22 protein-coding genes are annotated in these 23,734 nt (G+C 39.9%); 7 read left to right on the top strand and 15 right to left on the bottom strand.

Annotation, left to right across the window (positions count from 1 at the left end; genetic code table 11):
- Nucleotide 1: 1 nt before the first annotated feature.
- The 13 genes from FHS10_RS03270 to FHS10_RS03210 form a co-directional block, all read right to left on the bottom strand.
- A complete protein-coding gene (locus tag FHS10_RS03270) occupies nucleotides 2–874 on the bottom strand; it encodes a glycosyltransferase family 2 protein (protein ID WP_259087616.1) in 873 nt (290 codons plus the stop codon).
- 258 nt (nucleotides 875–1,132) lie between these two features.
- Entirely contained in the window at nucleotides 1,133–1,303 is a 171-nt protein-coding gene (locus tag FHS10_RS03265; RefSeq protein ID WP_259087615.1) for a hypothetical protein, read from the bottom strand.
- Nucleotides 1,284–2,312, bottom strand: coding sequence for a glycosyltransferase (locus tag FHS10_RS03260; RefSeq protein ID WP_259087614.1), 1,029 nt, complete (start codon nucleotides 2,310–2,312; stop codon nucleotides 1,284–1,286). Before FHS10_RS03260 ends, FHS10_RS03265 begins: the two co-directional genes overlap by 20 nt.
- Complete coding sequence (locus FHS10_RS03255) at nucleotides 2,275–3,192, bottom strand: alpha-1,2-fucosyltransferase (protein ID WP_259087613.1); 918 nt, start codon at nucleotides 3,190–3,192, stop codon at nucleotides 2,275–2,277. Before FHS10_RS03255 ends, FHS10_RS03260 begins: the two co-directional genes overlap by 38 nt.
- Nucleotides 3,192–3,701 (bottom strand): DUF268 domain-containing protein, encoded by a 510-nt coding sequence (locus tag FHS10_RS03250; RefSeq protein ID WP_259087612.1) that lies wholly within the window; start codon nucleotides 3,699–3,701, stop codon nucleotides 3,192–3,194. The genes FHS10_RS03255 and FHS10_RS03250 overlap by 1 nt, the downstream gene beginning before the upstream one ends.
- A 300-nt stretch (nucleotides 3,702–4,001) precedes the next feature.
- The gene (locus FHS10_RS03245; RefSeq protein WP_259087611.1) at nucleotides 4,002–4,733 is read right to left on the bottom strand and encodes an FkbM family methyltransferase; all 732 of its coding nucleotides are present in this window, start codon (nucleotides 4,731–4,733) and stop codon (nucleotides 4,002–4,004) included.
- Entirely contained in the window at nucleotides 4,717–5,985 is a 1,269-nt protein-coding gene (locus tag FHS10_RS03240) for an ABC transporter ATP-binding protein (protein ID WP_259087610.1), read from the bottom strand. Before FHS10_RS03240 ends, FHS10_RS03245 begins: the two co-directional genes overlap by 17 nt.
- A 3-nt stretch (nucleotides 5,986–5,988) precedes the next feature.
- Entirely contained in the window at nucleotides 5,989–6,852 is an 864-nt protein-coding gene (locus FHS10_RS03235) for an ABC transporter permease (protein WP_259087609.1), read from the bottom strand.
- Entirely contained in the window at nucleotides 6,849–7,967 is a 1,119-nt protein-coding gene (locus FHS10_RS03230) for a glycosyltransferase family 4 protein (protein ID WP_259087608.1), read from the bottom strand. Before FHS10_RS03230 ends, FHS10_RS03235 begins: the two co-directional genes overlap by 4 nt.
- Nucleotides 7,960–9,747: an asparagine synthase (glutamine-hydrolyzing) gene (gene asnB, locus FHS10_RS03225; protein WP_259087607.1), complete on the bottom strand. Its 1,788-nt coding sequence runs from the start codon at nucleotides 9,745–9,747 to the stop codon at nucleotides 7,960–7,962. The genes FHS10_RS03230 and asnB overlap by 8 nt, the downstream gene beginning before the upstream one ends.
- 146 nt (nucleotides 9,748–9,893) lie before the next feature.
- Nucleotides 9,894–10,409, bottom strand: coding sequence for a UpxY family transcription antiterminator (locus FHS10_RS03220; protein ID WP_259087606.1), 516 nt, complete (start codon nucleotides 10,407–10,409; stop codon nucleotides 9,894–9,896).
- Nucleotides 10,410–10,426: 17 nt separating this feature from the next.
- A complete protein-coding gene (locus FHS10_RS03215; protein WP_259087605.1) occupies nucleotides 10,427–12,847 on the bottom strand; it encodes a GumC family protein in 2,421 nt (806 codons plus the stop codon).
- The gene (locus FHS10_RS03210) at nucleotides 12,847–13,626 is read right to left on the bottom strand and encodes a polysaccharide biosynthesis/export family protein (protein WP_259087604.1); all 780 of its coding nucleotides are present in this window, start codon (nucleotides 13,624–13,626) and stop codon (nucleotides 12,847–12,849) included. Before FHS10_RS03210 ends, FHS10_RS03215 begins: the two co-directional genes overlap by 1 nt.
- A gap of 101 nt (nucleotides 13,627–13,727) precedes the next feature.
- Here FHS10_RS03210 and FHS10_RS03205 point away from each other — a divergent pair, with 101 nt between their 5' ends.
- From FHS10_RS03205 to gap, 3 genes are all read left to right on the top strand, one after another.
- Nucleotides 13,728–14,465: a glycosyltransferase family 2 protein gene (locus tag FHS10_RS03205; RefSeq protein ID WP_259087603.1), complete on the top strand. Its 738-nt coding sequence runs from the start codon at nucleotides 13,728–13,730 to the stop codon at nucleotides 14,463–14,465.
- A gap of 78 nt (nucleotides 14,466–14,543) precedes the next feature.
- Nucleotides 14,544–15,647: an MraY family glycosyltransferase gene (locus FHS10_RS03200; RefSeq protein ID WP_259087602.1), complete on the top strand. Its 1,104-nt coding sequence runs from the start codon at nucleotides 14,544–14,546 to the stop codon at nucleotides 15,645–15,647.
- Nucleotides 15,648–15,748: 101 nt separating this feature from the next.
- Nucleotides 15,749–16,750, top strand: coding sequence for a type I glyceraldehyde-3-phosphate dehydrogenase (gene gap / locus FHS10_RS03195; protein ID WP_259087601.1), 1,002 nt, complete (start codon nucleotides 15,749–15,751; stop codon nucleotides 16,748–16,750).
- Here the strand turns inward: gap and FHS10_RS03190 are convergent, their stop codons facing one another.
- Entirely contained in the window at nucleotides 16,751–17,350 is a 600-nt protein-coding gene (locus FHS10_RS03190) for a hypothetical protein (protein ID WP_259087600.1), read from the bottom strand.
- 197 nt (nucleotides 17,351–17,547) lie between these two features.
- Here FHS10_RS03190 and FHS10_RS03185 point away from each other — a divergent pair, with 197 nt between their 5' ends.
- The 3 genes from FHS10_RS03185 to FHS10_RS03175 all read left to right on the top strand — a co-directional run bounded on the left by FHS10_RS03185 (nucleotide 17,548) and on the right by FHS10_RS03175 (nucleotide 19,768).
- Complete coding sequence (locus FHS10_RS03185) at nucleotides 17,548–17,982, top strand: GNAT family N-acetyltransferase (protein WP_259087599.1); 435 nt, start codon at nucleotides 17,548–17,550, stop codon at nucleotides 17,980–17,982.
- 100 nt (nucleotides 17,983–18,082) lie between these two features.
- Nucleotides 18,083–19,273 (top strand): phosphoglycerate kinase, encoded by a 1,191-nt coding sequence (locus FHS10_RS03180; RefSeq protein ID WP_259087598.1) that lies wholly within the window; start codon nucleotides 18,083–18,085, stop codon nucleotides 19,271–19,273.
- 75 nt (nucleotides 19,274–19,348) lie between these two features.
- Nucleotides 19,349–19,768, top strand: coding sequence for a GNAT family N-acetyltransferase (locus tag FHS10_RS03175; RefSeq protein WP_259087597.1), 420 nt, complete (start codon nucleotides 19,349–19,351; stop codon nucleotides 19,766–19,768).
- A gap of 45 nt (nucleotides 19,769–19,813) precedes the next feature.
- Here the strand turns inward: FHS10_RS03175 and FHS10_RS03170 are convergent, their stop codons facing one another.
- Nucleotides 19,814–21,052, bottom strand: a complete 1,239-nt coding sequence (locus FHS10_RS03170; protein WP_259087596.1) for an endo-beta-N-acetylglucosaminidase H — start codon at nucleotides 21,050–21,052, stop codon at nucleotides 19,814–19,816.
- 378 nt (nucleotides 21,053–21,430) lie between these two features.
- Here FHS10_RS03170 and FHS10_RS03165 point away from each other — a divergent pair, with 378 nt between their 5' ends.
- Complete coding sequence (locus FHS10_RS03165) at nucleotides 21,431–23,296, top strand: CocE/NonD family hydrolase (RefSeq protein ID WP_259087595.1); 1,866 nt, start codon at nucleotides 21,431–21,433, stop codon at nucleotides 23,294–23,296.
- Nucleotides 23,297–23,734: the final 438 nt, after the last annotated feature.

Raw genomic sequence — 23,734 nt, 5'->3', positions numbered from 1 at the left:
CTTAATCAACAGATAAATTTTTTGCTGGTTTACGGGTATCTGAATTAGTGAGCACGGCATAGGCTTTCTGCTTCAGGTAAGCGGCAAGGCAATACGTACGTTCAAGGATATTCAGCGGTGATGCTTTAGAAAATGCAGCTTGTTGAAGGTATAATCGTGTACCAATAAAAGATTTATTAAAAATCCGGCGCCCAAAATATTTCATCAACAAAGCCCCCCGATCGGCCTTAAACACATAGTCTTCAACGTTTGAACTCTGGCCGCCTACAAAAAAATTTGCGATTACCAGGTCGATAAAAGTGAATGTAAATCTGGCATAACACCTCAAGTTATAATCAAAATCGGCATTGGTAACATATTTCAAATTGTAGTACCCTATTTTTTCGACTACGCTTTTTTTGTAAAAGATTGCCTGGTGGCAGATATTGCGGTCAATGAATTTTTCCAGGTTGTACTCCCCGTCAAAAATTACATTATCCAGGTTCCATTTGTTTTTACCCCGCATAATCACGTTGCCATAAACAACATCAGCCTTGGTCTCCATAATTTTAAGTGCTATTGCCGATAATACTTTGTTGTTATGGAAGGTATCGTCGCTGCCTAAAAAATACAGCCAATTACCGTTGCATAAATCTATCCCTTTATTCATTGCATCGTAAATCCCTTTGTCGGCCTCAGATATAAAATTAACAAAGGGAAATTTCGCGACGTAACTTTTGATTAGAGCCAATGTTTCATCGGTTGAAAGCGCATCAATAATCCATACTTCAAAATTATCGTAGTCTTGTTCGGTTATACTCTGCAAACATGCGTTCAGCGTACGAGCCGAGTTAAATGTGGGGATAATGATGGAAATGAATGAGCCGGCGGCCATTAGCAATTGAAATCGGAGCTATTTACATTAGTAATATGAAAAAGCATCGAATGAAATGTTTTCGTTTGCGTTTTCGATTAAATGAATTGGTTTGTTACCGTAAAAAGAAGCCCAATAACTAAAAGTACTTGGTGGCCCTAATATGTAGTCGCATTTTGCCAAAGCGTAAAGGTCAACTATAAAATGTCGCTGTTCAATACTGGTATTCAAATGGGCGATGGTGTTTTAATGCCAGCTTATTAATTAACTTAAAAGGAGTTAGTCTGATGCTGATAGAATGAACATAAATTTATCAGCTGCAAAACTCGTGTTACTCTTCAAAATATGGATAAATAAGCCGATACCGTATTCTACCGGATTGGCTATAAAATACCCGAAGTGAAATAACCTGTTGCAAAGCTGCCAGTTTTTATCTGTTGTAATAGCCATTGTTGCGGCTGCGCTTTATGAATTGTGCTATTAATATGTACTTCTCATCGATATTCCTGAGGTTGATGCGGGATATTACATAAATCTTTAATTTTTCTGCGTTAACGTTCCAGCGGCTTGTCCCTGTAAGGCCCGCGGTAATGAGCCTTAACATTGGTTTAATTATCTGCCTGCTTTTTTCTATTAGCCGAAGTTGCGCCGCATCAATAAATGAGGCATAAATTTTTAATACCTCGTGGGCATCAATAAAGCCCTGCATTAACCGCTTATTATAATCGGGAGTTAACCGCTCTGGTGCAATATAATGGCTGAATAAAAGCTTTTCGGTGTAAAACAGCCGGTAGCCCATCAACAAAAAGCGCATACAGATTTCAGAGTCCTCGCCCGAAGTTAATTCTTTACCGTTGCGGCCAATAAGTAAATACGGAAAACCAGTGAACGCGCTTTTGTAAAGTGATTTTCTGATAACAATGCCGCCAGTCCAAAGAAATTTTCTTGACGAAACATCGCCGCTGCTTTCGGCCTGTTTGCCCACGGCGTAGTTGGCAGCAGATGAATTAAACCAATCCGGTAAGGGTATATCTGATACGGCTACGCTTTGCCCGCCCAGAGCCGCCATTTTTGGGTTGACCGAAATGGTATTATATGCAACGCCAACATAGTCTTCGTGCAGCCAGTTATCGTCGTCGCAAAAAAGTATGTAGTCAAAATTTGAATTTTGGATACCCGTTTCCCGTGCATTGCACACTCCCGGTTTCAACTCGTCAATTACCCGGAAATTGACACCTGGCGTATTAAAGTTTTGCCACTCCATTTTTGCTGTTTCTGCGGTATTATCGGTCGAGGCGTTGTTAACCACGATAATTTCCCAATTGATATCCGCAGATACTTTTTGCAGTGCCAGATGCCTGATGGTTTGTTTTAAACGGGTGGCGCTATTATAACAACAGATAATAATCGAAATTCCACCCTTATCCATTGTTGTCCATTGTTGTCCATTGTTGTCCATTGTTATTCACATCTAACAGTTGCCACCCATCGGGATAAATTTCTGGCGGCCAGGTTTTTTGGATATGGTGCCCCAAAAAATATTTTGGCGCGTAAATTTTTTTTTCCGGCTTTTGATTTAACCAAGCGCCCCACCAACTAAAAGTACTATTGGCGATAACACAAATGTCGGCATTTAAAAGATGCTGAAAATCGTTAATCATGTCATCTTCAGAAATTAACTTATAGGGCAGGTAGTCAAATTCTTTTTTTACAAGGTCAACATCGTCACTTATAAATACAAATAGTGTATTTGTTGATGATATGCGGGCAATGATGTTTTTATAGTAGCTGATAGGGAGTGAAAGATCGTCGCTTCCTAAATTTAAATGGCCAAGATTTTTATAGTCGTCCTGCCTGATGTGTACAGTAACAATTGTTTTGTTTGCAAAAAGGGTGTCGTATTTTTGATGGTAACGTTTTCTGAAATCGGCCTTTACATTAAAATGTTTTCTGATAGCATCTTCGTATCCAGTAAAATAGCGTTCTGACTGAAAATAACCTTCAAAAAGAGTTTTATCTTTATTAAGAGCGGCAACCTGGTCAAATTGCTCTTCTACTTTAAATTCAACTTTGTTAAAAATAAAATACTTGTGAATTAGCCGGTAATAGAAATTTCTGAGCCGGTATGAAAAGAAATTACGGTAGCCGCTAATGCCAAATATACGATCATCTAAAAAAAAACTTCGGTTATATGGCAGTTCAAAATAGTTTTGAATAACCTGCTTTTGATCAGCCTGATCAAAAAAGCAGGATGTATTTAACTTTTTTGCAGTTGCATAGCCAAAAGCAAACTGAAATAGCTGATTTCCCAAGCGCCCCTGTAGCTTTACTCCAATCATTACTTAACAAACCAAAAGCAGCCACAGCCCCAGTCTTGCTGATCGACATCAATTTGCGAGGCGTTGATTATCATCCCGGTTTCCAGGTAATTATCCGGCACTAATGAAAATTCTTTGAGGGTAAAGGGCCCAAAATAGCTGCAAATTTGTTGATAGGAATATATCCTGTGCGCATTGAATGCCATCTTTGGGCGGCCTACAGGCACAACAATTATGAGGTTGCCGCCTTGTGCCACAACTCTTTTTAATTCCTGCATGGCTTTTAAATCGGCAACAGGATCAATCGGATTTCCGTATCGGCCTAAGCCTATATGCTCAACTGTGTGCATGCACGATAAGGAGCGTATGCTAGAACAAAAGTGCAGAGTTGATGATATATCAACATGTACCTTTGGCGCTATTTTTTTTACCACCCTTGCAGCCCATGCTGGGTGATAAGTATAGTGTCCCTCAAAATAGGTTGAAGAGGTTTTATCATCTAAACATGGATAAATGTTAGACCAATTCATTTCAAACCTGTTATCTGTATCAAGCTTCTTAAATACAGCAAAATCCTTTTTAAATGAGTTCCATTTTTCGCTCTTGCGTTTTCTTTTGTGATAAAGATGTCGCAGTTGGTCAAGAACTAATAGTTTTTATATTCATTTGCGGGGATGATTTTTGCGGTGAGCTTTTATGCTGTAAAATATAGCTTTATGATTTTTTGTTGGCTGCAAACTTGTGTCAATGTATAGTTTCATTTACTCCGTTTGGGTGTTGATGATCTATTATGAGTTTAAATAAATGAATTTCTTATTTTTAGAAGCTGATCATGCCGTTCCCCGATTATTCCAGTAGTCTTTATTGATAAAGATTGTGTTTATGTAGGTATCGGCATAAACAAAAAAGTTATTCTTGGTAAAGTATTTAAAAATAGCCTCGTTCTTCTTTTCCGAATTGTCTTCAGTATAATTGATAGTTTCGATGCAAAATACGGTGGTTGTGTATTTTGTTAAATCTAAGGTTTTTAAAATTTGATAGTCCAGTCCTTCCACGTCAATTGATATAAAATCCGGAGATGTGCCAACAAGGAAATATGTTTCAACTATTTTTTGTAATGGAATAACTTTTATTTTTTTAATCGTTTCAATACCGTACGATCCGTACGCGGCTACCCGCTCAGCTTCTTCTTTAGAGAACGTGTTAAGCACCCTGTTGGACATCACATAAAAATCCAGCACGTCTTCGGCTTCTAATCCGATGCCTATATTGATATTAACATCGTTTGGTCGGCACTTAATAAATGATTCTATTAATTCGGGATCCGGCTCAATATTAACGCCTGTTGATCCAGCCAGGTAAAATAGATAAGTATTACTCAATATTGTAGGGTGATTTGCGCCTACATCAATATACCTGGGTTTTGAAACGCCTAATGAATTGAAAATGGAAAGCAGGATTCTGTCCTCGCCACATTGGGAATATGTTCTTTGAAAATCATCCGTTTTTTTGTTGAATAAATTAAAAAAACGAGTTCGAAGAATCCTAAAAATTTGCTTCATTGTCTTTAATTGTTTCAAACTTCATTTGGTTAATAAGTAAGCCGGTGTTTGCTTCATAGCTTACAATAGTTGAATCGGATAATCTATCTAACTCGATAGTAAATATTAGCGCTTCTCCAATATATTGTATATTACTTTTGCCAATTGAAAGGCCGATACCTATGGTATAGGTGCCTATAGCTAAATGCAATAAATCCATTTGGAAATAGGTATGATAGATACCCTCCTGAAGAGTTGCGGGTTCTGTCCAGGTAGTATTTATCGGGGTACCCTGATGCATGATACCTACTGCACATATAACGTCTCTTTGTGGGGTATTTACCTGGTAAGTAACTTTAATTGTAAAGTTACTCTGAAGCGCTATCTCACTACTTTTTTTACCATCCTTATTGATAAGGCTTGCAGATAGTACGGACATGGATAGGCTTTTGTTAGCCTTAAAAATTGCCTCAGCCTGCGAATTATCCGTTTTTAAATATTCATTAATTGTAGATGCCGCGTAATCAAAATAATCAAGCTTGCCATTATTTAATAAAATAGCTTTATTGCAAAGCTGGCTTATGCTGGCCATATTATGACTCACAAATAGTACTGTTCTTCCTTCGCCCTTACTCACTTCTCCCATTTTACCCAGGCATTTTTTCTGAAATTCGGCATCCCCAACGGCCAATACCTCATCAACTATCAAAATTTCTGCTTCCAGGTGGGCTGCAACGGCAAACGCAAGCCGTACATACATGCCCGATGAATATCGCTTTACAGGTGTGTCGATATATCTTTCGACGCCCGAGAAATCTACTATCTCATCAAAGTTGCGTTTTATTTCTGCCTTACGCATGCCTAAAATTGCACCATTAAGATAGATATTTTCCCTTCCGCTTAATTCCGGGTGAAAGCCGGTTCCTACTTCCAACAAGCTTGCTATGCGCCCTTTTAATTTAACAGAGCCTGTTGTAGGGGCGGTAACGCGGCTCAGAATTTTAAGCAATGTGCTTTTACCCGCGCCATTTTTACCAATAATACCTACCGCATCGCCCTGTTCTATATCAAAGTTGATATCCTTCAAGCTCCAAACAACATCACTTTGCCCTTTTTTTGTCCGGTCATTTACTTCTCCTATCTTTAAAAAAGGATCTTCTTTACCACGTATTTTAGCCCAGTAGCGTTCCAGATCGCGGGATAAGGTCCCTGTTCCAATTTCTCCTAACTGGTAAGCTTTTGAAAGATTTTCTGCTTTAATTACTGGTGGCATATATTATACAGTATCGATAAAGGTTCGCTCAACGCGGTTAAAAATTACTATTCCAATTAAAAGTATAGCAACGGTTATTACCGAAGTGATACCTAATGACAGCATAGTAAATGTGCCTTCTCCGAGGAAGCCATACCTGAACACTTCTATAATAGGTGTCATGGGGTTATACTCTACCACCCATTGATAGTGGGGATATTTTTCCTTTACTACAGATAGCGGGTAAATTACAGTAGTTAAATACATCATTAACTGAATGCCAAAAGTGATCAAAAAGCTCAGGTCACGATATTTTGTGGTCATAGCCGAAATGATCATGCCAAGGCCCAGACCTAACATGGCCATTAACAGCAATAAAAAGGGAAACAATAGCAGGTAAATATTAGGGTGCACATTGGCACCTTTAGCCATATAAATGCCCATCATTAAAAAAAACATGGCCATTTGAACAGCAAACCTAATCAAATTGGATACCACAATGCTTAAAGGAACGATAAGCCTCGGGAAATATACCTTGCCAAAAAGGCCTGCGTTTACTGTGAATACAGATGATGTTTTTGTAAGGCAATCAGCAAAATAGTTCCAGGCCGTAATACCTGCCAGGTAAAATAATGGTTGTGGTAAACCATCTGTTTTGATAGCCGCAAGGTTTCCAAATATAAAAGTATAAATAATAGTGGTAAACAGGGGCTGTATGAAAAACCATAGCGGTCCAAGTATGGTTTGCTTATAAAAAGAAACAAAATCACGTCGAACCAGCAATATCAGCAGGTCGCGGTAATGCCATATATCTTTTAGTTTTAGATCAAATAAACTGCCATGAGGCGTTAACTCGATATCCCACATTTCTTCGGTTGATGTATTCATTCGTTTAGCAGTGTTTTAATTTTTTGCATATAATCCAGTTCATTAAAATGCAATAAGCATTGCTCTTGCAGCATCTTGCGTTTATTAGGGGTGAGCGGGGTTTCCAGATGTTCGGTAATACACTTAATAAGCTCTGCCGGGTCGTCGGCGTCAATGGCGCTGCCCAATTCGCCGTTTCTGATGGCATCAATGCTCCCATCGGCGTTGCCGCAAATAACAGGTAAACCACATGCCAGTGCTTCAATGAATACAAGCCCGAAGCCTTCTTTTTTACTGGGTAATACAAAAAGATCGGCCATTAAAAAATGATCGGCAAGTTCGTCTTCGTCAATAAAGCCGGTAAGTATAACCTGGTTGGCTACTTTAAGTTCATTAATGAGCTTGTTGATCCTGCATTGCTCCTTTTCATCGTACTTGCCAGATAGTATGTATTTGATATTGGGGAAGCTTTCTTTTAAACTGCTGATAGCTTCTATTACATGCTCATAGCCTTTGTATTGTTCTGTAGAGGCCAGCCTGGTAAGGGTAAATATAATGGGCGAACTATTTTCTAACCGATAGCGGGATATCAGAGAAGTTGGGATCCGGGTAACAGAAGGTACCTTCATGAACGGGTCAATGGCGTTATTCAACACCCGGCAAATGTCTTTTTTAACGTGGTGCCTTGTTATTAGTTGGTCGCGTGTAAAATCACTTACGCAAATTACCTTGTCACATCTCTTTAATAGGTATCTTTTTACAGGGGAAAGATTACGCCAAACCTCAATACCGTGCGCTATTAGCCATACTTTACAATTAGGGTTAACTAATTTAATGATAAGGCCGATGATGGATAAATTGATATGGCTTAAAATGATCACGTCGGGTTTTACAGAACGATTAATGGCTTTTAAAACAAAACTTGCCCGCTTTGCACCAAAACCTTTAAACCCGGTTTGGGGAAGATACTGCTCCATCAAATCTTCCTGTTTATCATATGCAGACCATAACTCAAAATCCCATTTATTAATTTGGGCCAGCTTATATAAGGAATGCCCAAGTGTACGGGTCATTTTTTGAATGCCACCTGTTGTACTAAAGGTTTGTAAAGTAAAGAGGATTACTTTTTTACACATGGCCCTGTACCTGGTAAAGTGCATAAGCCTTTGACCAGTGAATTTGATTGTTTTTAAACTTTTGAATGCTGTTTTGTGCCAGTTTGCCATTGTAAAAGCTAACGTCGCTTATCCGGTGATTTTTACTCATCCACATTTGCAACGGAAACGAGAAACCCATTTTAGGTCTGTCCCATACAGAAGTTGGCAGCAAGTTACTAAAGCTATCAATTAACAATTTTTTGGGCTGTTGATTATTGAATCGTATTTGAGGCGCAATACTTTGAGCAACCCCGGTAAAGTCTTCATCTAAAAAAGGCACCCTTACTTCTAAACCGTGCCGCATACTCATTACGTCGGTATCTCTCAATAGCTGATTTTGCATATAAAGGTTTGTTTCAAACCAGAAAGCATGCTCATGATTATACGGGCCAAGCTCGGGAACGTCATGATCGTTAAAAAGCACATCAGCAACCTGCCGGGTGTCGGTGTCTAATATTTTACTAATGTCTCCAGGCGAAAATAGTCCCCTTAGTAAAAGATAATCGGCTATTGAGCTTTTACTGGCCAAAAAGGCAAGTTTTTTATAAGGATCGGGCAGCACTCCTCTTATTGCCGAAAATAAAAACGGCGGAATGTTTCTTAAATGCCCCAGGAACCTGATGCGGTTAAAGGAGGGATATCCGCCAAAGTACTCATCGGCCCCAACGCCGGATAGCACTGCCTTTAAACCGTCGTCGTGTGCGTATTTACTTATGAACCAACTGTTGATACCATCGGTTGTGGGCATATCCATAGCATCAATAATTTCGGGGAAATGATTTTCAAAATCCTGTTGTTTGACCAGATGTGAAAAGTTTTCACCGCTTATCTCATCTAAAATTAAACGTTGATATGCTTGTTCGTCATATTGTTTTTCGTCAAAAAAGATAGATATGGTTTTAAGCTGCTGTTTTTTTTGTTGATCAGCAAGGAGCGTTATCAGGCTTGAATCAATTCCTCCACTCAAAAAAACACCCAGCGGAGCATCGGCTATCATTTGCCGGTTTACCGCCTTTATTAAAGCCGCTTTAATGAGTTGCTGCGCCTCATTAGCATCGGTAACCTGGTCTTTTATAGCTGGTTGATCATATGAGCGCATCTCATGGGTTGATGTTGCATGATTCCAGCATAAATAACACCCTTTAGGTAGGCTATACACGCTTTCCAGTGTGGTGTATGGCTCAGGTATATGCCCGAAGGCCAAAAAGCGGATTGGCCAATGAGCATCTTTTTGGGTAGCCAGGCCGGCAGCGCCGAATGCCCTTATTTCAGAGGCAAAACTTAAGCCGTCATCCTTTATAAAATAGTAAACCGGTTTTACGCCGGCCGTATCACGTACCAGGTAGGTGAGCGATTTAACGGTATCAAATAAGGCAAATGCAAACATCCCTCTAAGTTTTGAAAACGCGGCAGTACCCCAATGTAAATATGCCGAAAGGATAACCTCGGTATCGGTGGTTGAGGTAAATGTAGCACCTTGTTTTAAAAGCTCACTTTTGATTTCCTGGTAGTTATAAATTTCGCCATTAAAAGTTATCCAGGCTTTTTGCCCTGTATCTGCCATTGGCTGGTGGCCGTTGTTGCTCAGGTCAATTATTGATAGCCTGCGGTGCCCAAATGCAAGATGAGCGGTGTCATCATAAAATATACCTTCATCGTCTGGGCCGCCATGCCGCAACTCAAAGCACATAGCCTTCACTTTTTCGCGAATAAGCTCGGGCTGTAATCGATTATTAATTATTCCCGCTATACGGCACATTTTTGCTTGTATATGTTCACAGCTTCGCCCGGTAAGTCACAAATTTATTTGTAACTTATTGTTTTACAGTGCTTTGTTTTAATGTTAACACTGTGTTCTTGTCTGCTATTCAGGGCAAAACTGCCCTGTTGTATGTTTTAATAAAATTAAAAACGTTCAATATAAGATGCCATAGCGTTAACTATGATAGAGTGTCCTATACTTTCGAGTCGTAATATTAATTGCTTTTGCGATTTATGTGATATAACCTCCCCCGTCATTCCTTTTAGTGGCCCGGCTTTAATAACAATTTTTTCTCCGGGTTGTAAATTTTCTTCGGTTACTTCCAATTCATATGGGCTGGCCATCAATAGCTTTAGTTCGGTTATCTGGCGGGTGGGCATTGTTGCAGGCTTGCCCGAGAAATATAGAAAACGCGCTATGCCTTTTGTCATCAATACATCTGCCTGCTCATGTGGGGCAATGTTAACAAATATGTATGATTTAATGAAAGGTTCTTCAACCCATTTTTTACGATCACTCCATTGTTTTAACTGCCGGTGCAATGGCAGGTATGCTTCGATATTTTTGGTGATCAATGCCTGGTGCGCTTTTTTTTCGGCGCGGGGCTGAGTATAAACCGGATACCATTTTTTAGCTGTTGGCCCTGTCTTAAAATCCATATTTAAATAAGTTCATTTTATTTAAACCACTGCCTGATGTCCCACCATTTATTCTTTTTATCATCCAGGTAATAGCCAGATCCCGAGTAACCATTGTAGTCAGAATAATAATAATACCGCGAACCCGAATTATCACCGGTAAACTTGGTGGTATAATACCTTGAATGTAACAGATCTTCCTCGTAAGCATTTAATACTATCACGGTGTTATCCAGGTGGTACTCCTGCGATATTCGTTGCGGAACTGCTGCCGCATAAAATTTTGATTTACCAGATCGGATCACAAAAACATTAATGTCGCTCATCCTTATTAGTGGTATGGCATCAGATACCAGGCCAATAGGGGCTGTGTCTATCATGATTACATCATATTTTAGTTTTAACTGGGCAATTAAAATTATCATTCTCTCGCTATGCAGTAACTCGGATGGGTTAGGGGGGACAGGGCCAGATACGATGAAATCGAGATTTTCTACGTCTGAACGAAGTATGATCTCGTCAAGGCTGTTTTGGTGCGCAAGGTAGTTGCTTAATCCAAGATCGTTTGGTACATGGAATGTTTTATGCAACCTCGAACGTCTTAAATCGGCTCCAATAAGTATAACTTTTTTATCAATGAGGGATAGTGTGCTGGATAGATTTACTGCAACAAACGATTTACCTTCGCCCGCCACTTCGGATGTTATACAAATAACTTTACTTGCTTTTTCTGACGCCAGGAAACTCAAATTGGTACGTACCGAGCGAACAGACTCTGCAAATATTGATTTCGGTTTGCTAATTGCTAAAACCTGCCTGCTGTTTTCGTCAACCAATTCTGGATACTTTCTAATAACACCAATGATAGGTATAGCAGTAAGACTTTCTATGGTTTCTTTGTCATAAATGAAAGGGTTTAGCACCCGTATAAGTACAATCATACCAAGGCCTATGGCCAGGCCAATAATTATCGCTGTGCGATGAATATCATGTTCATCTGGCGATACCGCGGTAAAATTAGGCTGTGCATATTCAATCACAGTTGCACCCGGTAGTATCCCCGCCCTGCTTATTTGGGCTTCCAGCTTTTTTTCGGATAAGAAAGAGTATACCTTATCGTTTATTTCAAAATCTCTTTGCAAACTTACCATGTCTCGCTGTGCCGCCGGCAAGGCTTGTATGGTTTGGTTTATTTGGGCTAACTGGCTATCAAGGTAAGCTATGTTTTTTTCAAGACCGTTACGAATAGACTTTATATTGTTTAAAGCCGTAAGCTTTGCCTGTAATATTTGCTGATTAACATCCAGCACCTGTTGTGAGGTAGGAATATACGTTTTTAACAGTAAAGTCCTTTGAGATATCAATCCGTCAAGCTTGCTTACCAGGGTATTTAGCTCCGGTAAATCACTTCCGCCTGTAATGAAATTTAAGGTAACATTATCTTTTTCTTTTGTAATTTGATCACTTAACTGATCAAGCGCGATGATCTGAATTTTTAATAACGATCTTTTGGAATCAACTTCTGCAGCTTTTGTTGCTGATGTATTTGACGCAGTTGTTACATCCAATATTTTGGTTTTATTTTTATACTTTTCAATAGAGTTTTCTGAGCCTTTAACCTCGCTGGATAAAAATGAAAGTTGACTGTCAATAAAGTCGATCATTTGTGAGGCCGATTGTGCTTTTTGAATCCGGTCAAAAATCACATATTCCTTCATTATGTTATTAAGAATATCGGCTGCAAATTGCGGGTTGGAGTCTGTTTCCTGTAACGAAATGATGTTAGTATTTTTCCCTGTTTCGCCTGCTCTAAACCCGCCCTGTACCCTGCCTATATAATCTTCAGCGTTGTTGAATTTAAAAAGATAGATAGTGTTTTTGTCAATTGCACCGGGATATCTTATTGTAAAGCTTGTATTGCCAACTGTTACAGGCTCATTATAGTTGTATTTGTTTTCAATTTCCTTTTTTCCTGTCTGGTAGCTAAGGCTAAAGGTTTGCTTGTTAATAGGTTTGTAGGTTAGCAGATCATGATAAAAATTTAAACTGTCAAATTTTATCAATTGAATATTGAGCGGTTTTGATGGATAGGTTTCTGTGGTGCGTACCCTGCCCGATAGGTAAAAGCTTACCCGGTAATCCATATCCTTTATAGCGCTTAAAACAACATTATGGCTTTGTAAAACCGATATAATGCTTTGAATTTTTGATGGGCCGCGCTCTGGTACGGCCATCACGGTAATAAGATCTGACACTTCAGATTTTTTTTCTTCGGCTTTAAGCGTGCCGTATGTTGAATAGGTTTTGGGAGTATACCAAAGGTAGGTATAGGATATAATTGTTGTTAAAGCAACAGACGCAACTATCCAATACCATCGACTTAATAATATTTTACAAATTTTAAAATAATCAATTTCCTGGTTGGGCAGCTTTCTTTGAATTTTTTCTGTCTCTTCCATTAGCGATGGGAAAACGATATGATAAGCAGGGCGGTGTTGATTAAAAGTAACACTGGCTGCGCAATGCTTGTAATGTTTTGTAAGTTTTCGTTACGTATTGAGCGTTTGTTTTGCGCTATGTAAATAATGTCGCCGCTTTGAAGTATAGCCCGGGGATCGTTTATTGAACTAACATCTCTTAGATTAATTACTGTAATCTGCGGATTGCTCTGATCGCCACGTATAATTTTTATATTAGTTTCATTTGCATTTTTAGTAAGGCCTCCTGCCTGACCTATCATTTCAACCAGGGTTGTTTTATCCTTTATGAGCGGGAAGTTCCCTTGTCCTGTAATCTCGCCAAGCATTGTAACTTTAAGATTTGTAATTTTCAATTCAATAATGGGATCTTTTAAAAGATTTTTACGGTAAAGGTCTTCAACAAGTTTTGCAGCCTGCGAGCGGGTAAGCCCGGCAACAGCAACATGCCCTATAACAGGGAGGGCTACAGAGCCATCCTCATCAACCTGGTAAGTTTGGATTGCCCCACCACCTCCAACGCTTGTTCCATTACCTGTTTGAGGCGCATCAACCACATAGCTGATATTTTGAAGGTTTCTGATCTGCAACAGATCCTGGGGTTTAATCCGGTAGGCGCTTAAATCACCGGTAGTTTTTCGTGATGTGGTATCGGTATTAGCCGTTTTTTGTTCAAAAAGAGTTTGGTACTGCTTGCCAGAGCACGATGTTAAAACAAGAAGTAAGAAAATAAAAGAAGAAATATAGGTTAGTATACGCATAGTGACGGTAACTTCTGCTTAATGTTTTTATTTTTGGACATTAAACCCAAAAATACATAATTTGCGGGTATTAAGCCGTTGTATTTTCCATTTGTTAGGGTTTGAAGATTTCATTAATTACTGTTGTTTATAATGCCCAGGATACCATAGCCAGCTGTATCGAGTCTGTCATCGGTCAAAATTATCCCCATATTGAGTATATTATTGTTGATGGTGGGTCAACAGATAATACACTTCAAATCATCGATCAATATCGTCATGTTATTAGTTTAATTATTTCTGAACCAGATCAAGGCATATATGATGCCATGAATAAGGGGCTGAAATTTGCCACCGGCCAGGTTGTTGGTACGCTTAACGCCGATGACAAGTTAGCCGATAGCCAGGTTTTATCGGCAATAGCACAGGCATTTGTAAGTTCAAACGTCGATGCCGTTTATGGAAATTTAAACTTCATAAATCAACAAGGCAATATAACACGTAAATGGGTATCAGGTAAGTGTGTAATAAATTCCTTTAATTGGGGTTTTATGCCCCCGCATCCTACGTTTTACTGCAGGACTGCACTATTTAAAAAAATGGGATTTTATAGCCTTGAGTATGGTTCTGCCGCCGACTATGAGTTAATGGTAAGGTTTATGTATTTGTACAAAATCGATTGCTACTATTTAAACAAAGTTTTGGTGCACATGCTTACCGGGGGGGTAAGCAACAAAAGCCTCAAAAACCGACTAAAGGCCTGGGGCTTTGATTTAAAGGCAATGCGTAAAAACCATATTAAATTCCCTTTATTGACATTGTTGCTGAAGCCACTTAGAAAAGTATATCAATTTTTTTAACTTAAATGATAACTTTTTTTAGGCTGTTGCGTATAAAAAATGGCAATTAAAATGAACTGATTAATACAATACGTTAGTATGATTCAACTTTTACATTCGTCTCATTTTATTTACAACATTTTGATAGTAGCGTTTTCAACGTTAATCACATTATTATCTATTCCTTCTATCCTGCATGTTGCACGCTCAAGGCACCTTTATGATGATGTAGGCCATTTCAGAAAACAGCATGATCACGGGATTCCACGTTTGGGTGGCGTAGCCATTTTTGTAAGTTTTACTATCACTATACTATTATTTAGCATTATTGACAAGGCTTTGCCCATAAGTTATCTTTTAATAGCTTGTATTATTCTGTTCACAATGGGTTTAAAGGATGATTTATCCGGCGTAAACTCAAGTACTAAGTTTCTTATACAGTTTGTAGTAGCTGCTATCCTGGTGTTACTTGGCGATATCCGGATCACAAGTATGTACGGCGTTTTTGGCATCACCACATTACCTTATATCCCAAGCGCAATATTTTCGATATTGTTGATCATGCTCATCGTTAATTCCTTCAATCTCATCGACGGTATAGATGGCTTAGCGGCCATTACCGGTATTATTGTTAATGGTACGTTTGCGGGTTTGTTTATTTATCTTAAGCAATATGAGCTGGCGGCAATTTCGTTTGCTATGGTAGGCGCAATTGCGGGTTTTTTAAGATATAATATTACACCTGCAAAGATATTTATGGGCGATACCGGCGCATTGTTAATAGGCCTTATATCGGCTGTAATGGCTGTTAAGTTTATTGAGGTGAGTAAAATTACACATGCCGGGGTACCTGTTATCAACTGTGTTCCTGCTTTAACCATAGCCATATTAATAGGTCCTGTGTTTGACACTTTAAGGGTTTTTACTTTGCGTATAGCAAGCGGTAAATCGCCTTTTGAAGCCGATAGAAATCATATGCATCACCGCATTTTAGGCCTTGGCCTTAATCACCTGCAAACAACTATATGTTTATCTGTTATAAACTTGCTTTCGATAGGAATGGTGTTTGTTTTCAGCGATCTAAGTAATTCTTTGCTTATTGTGCTTATTGTTTCTGTTTCCATTATTTCTAACTGGATTATTACATTTAGTTTACGTTCAAAAGAGCGTGAGCGCGTAGCGCTTCGTAATTTTTTTGCGTAACATCTGAACTCACCTTTAGTAGTTGAAAAGTCATTACCTTTTCATTACGTCAATAACCACCCATCTTCATTAACTTTGCTGCTGTTATAAAACATGTGCAGATGAAGATTGCTATAAATGGTTTTGGCCGCATAGGTCGTATATTTTTAAGGAATATTTTAGCGCGGCCGGGTATTCAGGTTGTGGCTATTAATGATCTTACCGATACCCAAACCCTGGCCCATTTATTTAAATATGATTCGGTTCACCGGGGCTTTAAAGGCGAAGTAACCTTTGATGCCGAAAATCTTTTCATCAACAGAAAACAGATAAGAGTATTCTCCGAGCGCGACCCACTTGCATTACCGTGGAAAGATCTGGATATTGATTTGGTTATTGAATCAACCGGGAAATTCACCTCAAGACAAGGCGCTCAGATGCACCTTACTGCCGGCGCCAAACAAGTAATCATATCTGCACCATCAAGCGATAAAAGTGTTCCCACAGTAGTGCTTGCTGTTAATGACGAGCAAATTGATTTATCGGCCCCTGTATTATCCAACGCCTCATGTACTACAAATAATGTGGCTGCCATGGTGAAGATACTCGATGAAAATTGGGGTATTATTGATGGCTATATTACCACAGTACATTCCATGACCGGCGATCAAAATTTGCACGATGCACCGCACAAAGATTTGCGGCGTGCAAGAGCGGCATCAGCATCAATTATCCCCACCACAACCGGCGCTGCAAAAGCCATCACCGCTATATTTCCGCATTTAGATGGGCGTTTAGGCGGGGCGGGAATTCGTGTACCGGTGCTTAATGGCTCGCTGACGGATTTTACCTGTAGCCTAAAAAAACAACCTACAATTGATGAGATCAATAATGCATTTAAACTGGCCGCCAATGGCCCAATGAAAAATGTATTAGAATACACCGAGGATCCAATTGTATCAACCGATATATTAGATAATCCGCATAGCTGTATTTTTGATGCACAGCTTACTTCGATTGTTGGCGGCCTGGTAAAGGTTGTTGGCTGGTATGATAACGAAATGGGTTACAGCAGCCGCCTTGCCGACCTGGTGGAAAAGATATCAATACTTGAAAAGGTATAATTAATCGCCCTTTGAGTATACCAATGTCGCGGTGGTAACCACAGTCGTAGAATTTTTCTGATCGTAATAATAGTAGGAAGAAAAGCTGATCTTATCTGTTTTAATAGCCAATACATCGGTCTGCGCCTCGGTTGCTAATTGTGCTAATTTATAGGCTTTATAAAATATAAAGTCGCGTTTTAAAACCAGTTTAGTGAATTTTGTACCCTCAACAGTAACTGTAGAGGCAGTAATAAACGGAACATTATTATTCATGTTGTCGTCAACAGAATTGTAACGATAAACTTGGTCTTCATTCAATATTTTGTAATCATATACAGTTAAACCCGATTTGCTGAAATCTTCTTTTAAATGTAAAGCGGAAGCTTTTTGATAGTCGGTAGGATTGACCAGTAATGTTGCAGTTTCATGAAAAGTTAAATACAATGTATCGTGTTTAATGGTTGTAACTACAGATTGATCTGCAACATCAAATTTAACAGCATATGATCCGGTGGTATTGGTGCCATCTGTTTTTGTTGGCGTTGGGTTATTGTCAGATATTTTGTGACATCCCGAAAAAATGGCAACCAATATTAATAGGCTTATATATTTGTACATGTTATTCATATATTATAATGTTTAATACATGTTGCGACAGGCAATAAGCATGCCCTTGGCTTTAGATAGTAGGAAATAAACATAAAGGTTTTAAGATATTTGTAACAAAAACAATAATCCTTCGTATGGGCGGGCCTTTTTTACTGCGTGCTCAAAATTGTGTGGGGAACTGTTTAGGGAATTAATTACCCCGTTTTATGATAAAATTTATTGAAGTCGAAAATCTATTGCCCATTCGTAACTCGGTTTTACGCGAAGGCAAACTCACATTGGATGAATGCCGTTTCCCTACCGATAAAATTGAAGGAGCATTTCATTTGGGATATTATGCTGATGACCAATTGGCCTGCATTGTGTCATTCCATCCCCAAAATTACAGCGGATTTGGTGAAAGTGGTTATCAATTGCGTGGAATGGCCACCACCGAAAATTACCGCGGGCAGGGGATGGGTAACCAGTTGGTTAATTTCGCGCTTACTTACCTGCGTGGGCAAAAAATAAACTATGTATGGTGTAATGCCCGCAAAAAGGCTGTCCCGTTTTACCACAACACTGGTTTTGAGATCGTATCGCCTGAGTTTGAGGTTCCTGGTATTGGACCTCATTATGTGATGTATGTTAAATTAAGATGAAATCTTAAGGGGCGGTAAACACCTTTTTTACTTTTGTGTTCAGAATTTAGAATAAAATGCTGAATTTGCGCGCCTTACATAAAACGACCCATATAATCATATGAAAACCGTAGATCAAATTAGTTTTGCAGGTAAAAAGGCCCTTATCAGGGTTGATTTTAACGTGCCTTTGGATAAAGATTATAATATTACCGATGATAACCGGATGACAGCCGCGTTACCAACTATAAAAAAGATATTAAAAGATGGCGGTAAAGTTATCTTAATGTCGCACCTGGGTCGGCCAAAAAATGGCCCTACAGAAGAGTTTTCTTTGAAACACCTGGTACCACATCTGTCAGATCTGTTAGGTCAGCAGGTTGAGTTTGCTGATGATTGCATTGGCGAGCAGGCAATTGAAAAATCAAAGAATTTAGGTAATGGCGAAGTTCTTTTATTAGAAAACCTTCGTTTTTATAAAGAAGAAGAAAAAGGTGACGTAGCTTTTGCCGAAAAGCTTTCAAAATTAGGCGACATCTATGTAAACGATGCTTTTGGTACCGCTCACCGTGCACACGCTTCTACAGCCATCATCGCCCAGTTTTTCCCTGATGCTAAATACTTCGGCTATCTGATGGCCGGCGAATTAGCCAATGCCGAAAAAATCCTTAACGGCGCTGATAAGCCTTTTACCGCTATTATGGGCGGCTCAAAAGTTTCCGATAAAATTTTACTGATCGAAAAATTACTGGATAAGGTGGATAACCTGATCATTGGTGGCGGTATGGCTTATACTTTTGCTAAAGCCGATGGTGGTAACATTGGTACCTCATTGGTTGAAGCTGATAAACTTGATCTTGCAATTAGCCTGAGACAAAAGGCTAAAGATAAAGGTGTAAATCTTTATTTGCCTATTGATAACGTTATTGCTGATGCTTTCTCAAACGAAGCCAAAACCGCCATTGCTAAAACAGGTGAAATTCCTGACAACTGGATGGGCCTGGATATCGGCCCCGAAACGGTAAAATTATTCAGCAAGGTAGTTGAAGAATCAAAAACCATTTTGTGGAACGGCCCAATGGGGGTATTTGAAATGGAAACATTTTTAGTAGGTACCAAAGCTATTGCCGAAGCAGTTGTTAAAGCAACAGAAAACGGTGCTTTCTCACTAATTGGTGGTGGCGATTCTGCAGCCGCAGTCGCCAAGTTTAACCTTACCGACGAAGTGAGCTACGTATCAACCGGCGGTGGTGCTTTGTTAGAGTACATGGAGGGTAAAGAGTTGCCAGGTGTAAAAGCAATAAACGAATAACACTTTTTGTTAAATGATAAAAGAAAGTTCGACCGGTAAAACGGTTGGACTTTTTTGTTTTAATGCATTTTTTAAATGATCATCCGGGATTTTAGCGAAGACGATAGGAATGCACTCCGTAATATTTACCTGGTAAGCCGCAGGCAAACTTTTAGCTGGTTTGATACATCTGGCTATACATTAAATGACTTTGATAAAGATACCGAAGGCGAACGGATACTGGTTGCCGATAAAGATGGCGCTATTTTAGGATTTATATCCTGTTGGTTACAGGATAATTTTATCCATCACCTTTTTGTTCATCCGGCTTATATAAATCAAGGTGTAGGGAAAGCTCTTTTAAGTGAAGCTATAGCCATGCTCAATAAGCCGGTTACGCTCAAGTGCCTTAGGCGGAATGAAAACGCGTTAGCCTTTTACCGCACACAAGGCTGGCAAATTGAAGAGAAAGGCGAAGGGAAACCTGGCGATTATTTTTTGATGAGTTATCAATAGTATTTAAAATCGGGGCTTCCTGGTTAAGAAGCCCCGATTTACATTTTAATTTATTTTAACCGATGATACCACATCATTCGCGTTTGGCGATAGCGTGGTGAAGTTGGTGGTGTTTGACGTTAACGTCCATGATGTGCCGGTAAAGTTATCATTGCTATACATGGTTACCGACCACCCGCTTGGGATTTTCATTGACGATGCCCAATCGTTCACAAAGCCATAGGCTTGTAATTGCGCCAGCGTGTAGCTTCCCTTTGGAATAGCGCTTGTGGCGGTGCCTGTGTAATTAATATCCTGGTAAAAATTTACACCTGTAGCCGGTGTGCCCGTATTAAACGTGGTTGCCTTACCGTAAAGCGCGTTAGATACACTGCTCAAATAAGTATGCGAATCGGCATTGGGCAGGTTATAATATAGATATATGCCGTAGCTGTTATTTACAGTTTGTGTGGCCAACGATGCAGCGGTTGACGAGCTGGTGCTTTGAATATCAATAGCTGCCGGGCCAAGGTTGCTGGCAGCAAGCCCTGGTACGCTTGGAACCGAATACGTACCATAAATAGCATTCCAACTGTAATCAACCTTTGAGCCTACTGTAACCCCGTTAAAACTTAAACGCGAAGCTGCCGGACCGTAAAAGTAAAACGAAATTATTTTGGTTGGCATTAACTGGCGCAGCGCGGTAACCAGGTACACAAACGAACTTGAATTAGGTTGCCCCGTACCATTGGTGCCATAATCGGCATACTCATCATCAAAGTCTATCCCGTCAAGGCCATAGGTGGTAACGGCGTTGCTCAGCAGCTGGGCATAGGCGGTAGCCGAAGCCTGGTCTGGAAAATTACTGATCCCTGCCCCCTGGTGGTTGCCTAAAATGGATAGTAACACCTTAATGCCTTTGGCTTGTAAAGGCTGAATATAGGTTGCTTTATTGCTGAGTACGTTGGTAACCTGTGTGTTAAAAAAAAGTTCGGCTTTTTGAGTGGTGGTGTTGTAGTTGATATTGGCAGCAAAAATAATAGAGATATCAAACAGTTGCTGCCCTGTTGATAGATAGTAGTTCCCCACGTTGCGGATATCATTATTGTTAACCTCCACATAGCATACGCCTTTAGGCCCGCTTACGCCAATGGCATTGGTACTTAATTTGGTTGTTGATACCGGATTGACAGCCTCGACAGGCACGGGGGCTTCACCCTTTTTACAGGCCGAGGTAATAAGCAGAAGCCCGCCAAACAGGGCTGATAAGGTTTTGGTAATTGACGAATTAAAACTTGTTCTCATAAGTAATTGTTTTTAATTGATGAATAAATAGAATTGTATAAAGACCTTGTTCAGCGGCCATAAAATGGCTGATAGCTGGTTAAGTTTAGCATCATCTTTTATTTATCTTATTTAGGTAATAGGTTCACAATTTGGGTTTTGTAAACAACAGGTTTATTGGTTTATATAGTTAAGACAATTAAACGGGAGAAATTGCCTACAGGTTTTAATTTTTATTTTATAAAATTTAAACATCGGTTAATGAAAAATAGCTTAATAGTTTATTTTGAAGCCAGTGGCCTGTGCTTTGTAACAAACGCATATGTTTTAACAATTCCGTACGGACTGGGTTGACCATTTTACTTAATTCGAGTACTTTTAGGGAACTATTAACATTTTATGAAAAAAACTTTCCTCATAGCAGTTTGCTTTGTGCTCTCGTTCGTTTTTGTTAAGGCGCAGCCTAAGGGCCCCGATGCCGATTATATCAAAGCCAATTATACCAAGTACGAGTACCAGGTACCCATGCGCGATGGTAAAAAGCTGTTTACATCGGTTTACGTACCTAAAGATCAAACCAAAAAGTATCCCATCATGATGGATAGGACACCGTATAGCGTTGCCCCTTATGGTGTTGAGGCTTATAAAACCGGCCTTGGCCCATCATCATTATTTGTGCACGATGGTTACATATTTGTTTACCAGGATGTACGCGGCCGCTGGATGAGTGAAGGCATTTTTGAGGAAATGACGCCCGAAAAGGAAGTTCATAAAACCAAAAACGATGTTGATGAAGGCACCGATACCTATGATACTATTGATTGGCTGCTGAAACACATCCCCAACAACAGCGGTAAAGTGGGTGTTTGGGGTATCTCTTATCCCGGCTTTTATACCACTACATCTTTGTTGAGCCGTCACCCTGCGTTGGTGGCTGCATCGCCACAGGCTCCAATGGCCGATCTTTATCGCGATGATGCTTTTCACAACGGCGCGTTTATGCTTACGGCTAACTTTGGTTTTTACCCGTTTTTTACTAACCGCCAGGATGATAAGCCTACACAGCGCCGTGGTAACGGCTTTAACGCAGGCACTAACGACGGTTACGACTTTTTTATGCGGATGGGATCGGTACAAAATTCCAACACCAAATATTATAAAGATACCATCCGTTTATGGAACGAGATGCTTGATCACCCCAATTATGATCAGCATTGGAAAGATAGAAATGTGCTGTACCACCTGCACGATATTAAAACCGCGGTACTGGTTACCGGTGGCTGGTACGATGCTGAAGATTTGTATGGTGCTATCAACACCTACAAAACACTGGTTAAAGAAAATCCTAAAACCCCGGTTTACTTTACCATGGGCCCCTGGGTACACGGCGGCTGGGCACGCGGCGATGGAGATCATTTAGGCGATGTAGACTTTGGTGGCCCGACCGGTCCGTTTTATCGTGAAAAAATTGAGTTCGCTTTCTTTAACCACTATCTGAAAGGTGGGGAGTTAAGCCTGGAGCCGATCTCGACCTTTGAAACAGGTGTTAATGAGTGGAAAACCTACAAAACCTGGCCGCCAAAAGAAGCTGCCGAAAAGAACCTGTATATGCTGGCAAATGGGAAGTTATCATTCGATGCGCCTGCTGCTGGCGATAGTTTCGATGAGTTTATATCAGATCCTAACAAACCGGTTCCGTTCATCAATACCATTGATAATGATATGAAACGCGAGTACATGACCGGCGATCAGCGTTTTGCCGCCCGTCGCCCTGATGTGCTTACTTACGAAACTGAGGTGTTGGATAAAGATATTACCCTTGCAGGCAACATTTGGGCAAATCTTAAAGTGTCAACCACGGGTACCGATGCCGATTGGATTGTGAAAGTAATTGATGTTTATCCCGATTCGACCAAGAACAACAAGTTTACCGGCAAGGATGTATACCTGAGTGGTTATCAGCAAATGGTACGAAGCGAGGCCATGCGCGGTAAATTCCGCAATGGTTTTGATAAACCGGAACCATTTGCGCCTGGTAAGGTAACCCCGGTTAATTTCGAATTGCAGGACGTGTTGCACACTTTTAAAAAAGGTCATAAGCTGATGGTGCAGATCCAAAGCACCTGGTTCCCGCTTATCGACAGGAATACACAGCAATTCCAGGACATCATGAAAGCGAAGGATACCGACTTTAAAAAGGCCACACACAAAGTTTATACATCTAAAGATGAACCAAGCTTTTTAAAAATTAGGGTGATAGAATAATAGTCAAAATCCGAGGCCTCTGAAAGTAGAAATGAAGTAAATTGAGGTTCTCTACCCTGTCATGCTGAGTTGTAAAATTCCGCGAATCTCTGAAGGTGGGATGACAATACAAAGCTATGTCATTGCGAGTTGTAAAATCCGCGGACTGTGAAGGTGGAAATGACGTAAGAACTACCCTCTCCACCCTGTCATTCTGAGGCACGAAGAATCTTCTTCACTACGTTCAGGATGACAATATTTTTTATAACTTGTCATGAGGATGAGGAATGCCGAAGCAATCCTCGTGATAAGTTTTAGAACCAGACTTACGAAGTTTTTAAAACTTCGTGAGTCTCTCGTCGTCTTGCCATTTCAACTTTAACAGTCCGCGAGATTTCACGATTCCCAATGAAGTTTTTTTTACGTGAACAACCGCAACAAATTCCCGCGTGCTCTTGT

The organism is Mucilaginibacter dorajii (assembly GCF_024808255.1).
Classification (GTDB): domain Bacteria; phylum Bacteroidota; class Bacteroidia; order Sphingobacteriales; family Sphingobacteriaceae; genus Mucilaginibacter; species Mucilaginibacter dorajii.
This window is presented reverse-complemented; position numbering and strand designations above follow the sequence as displayed.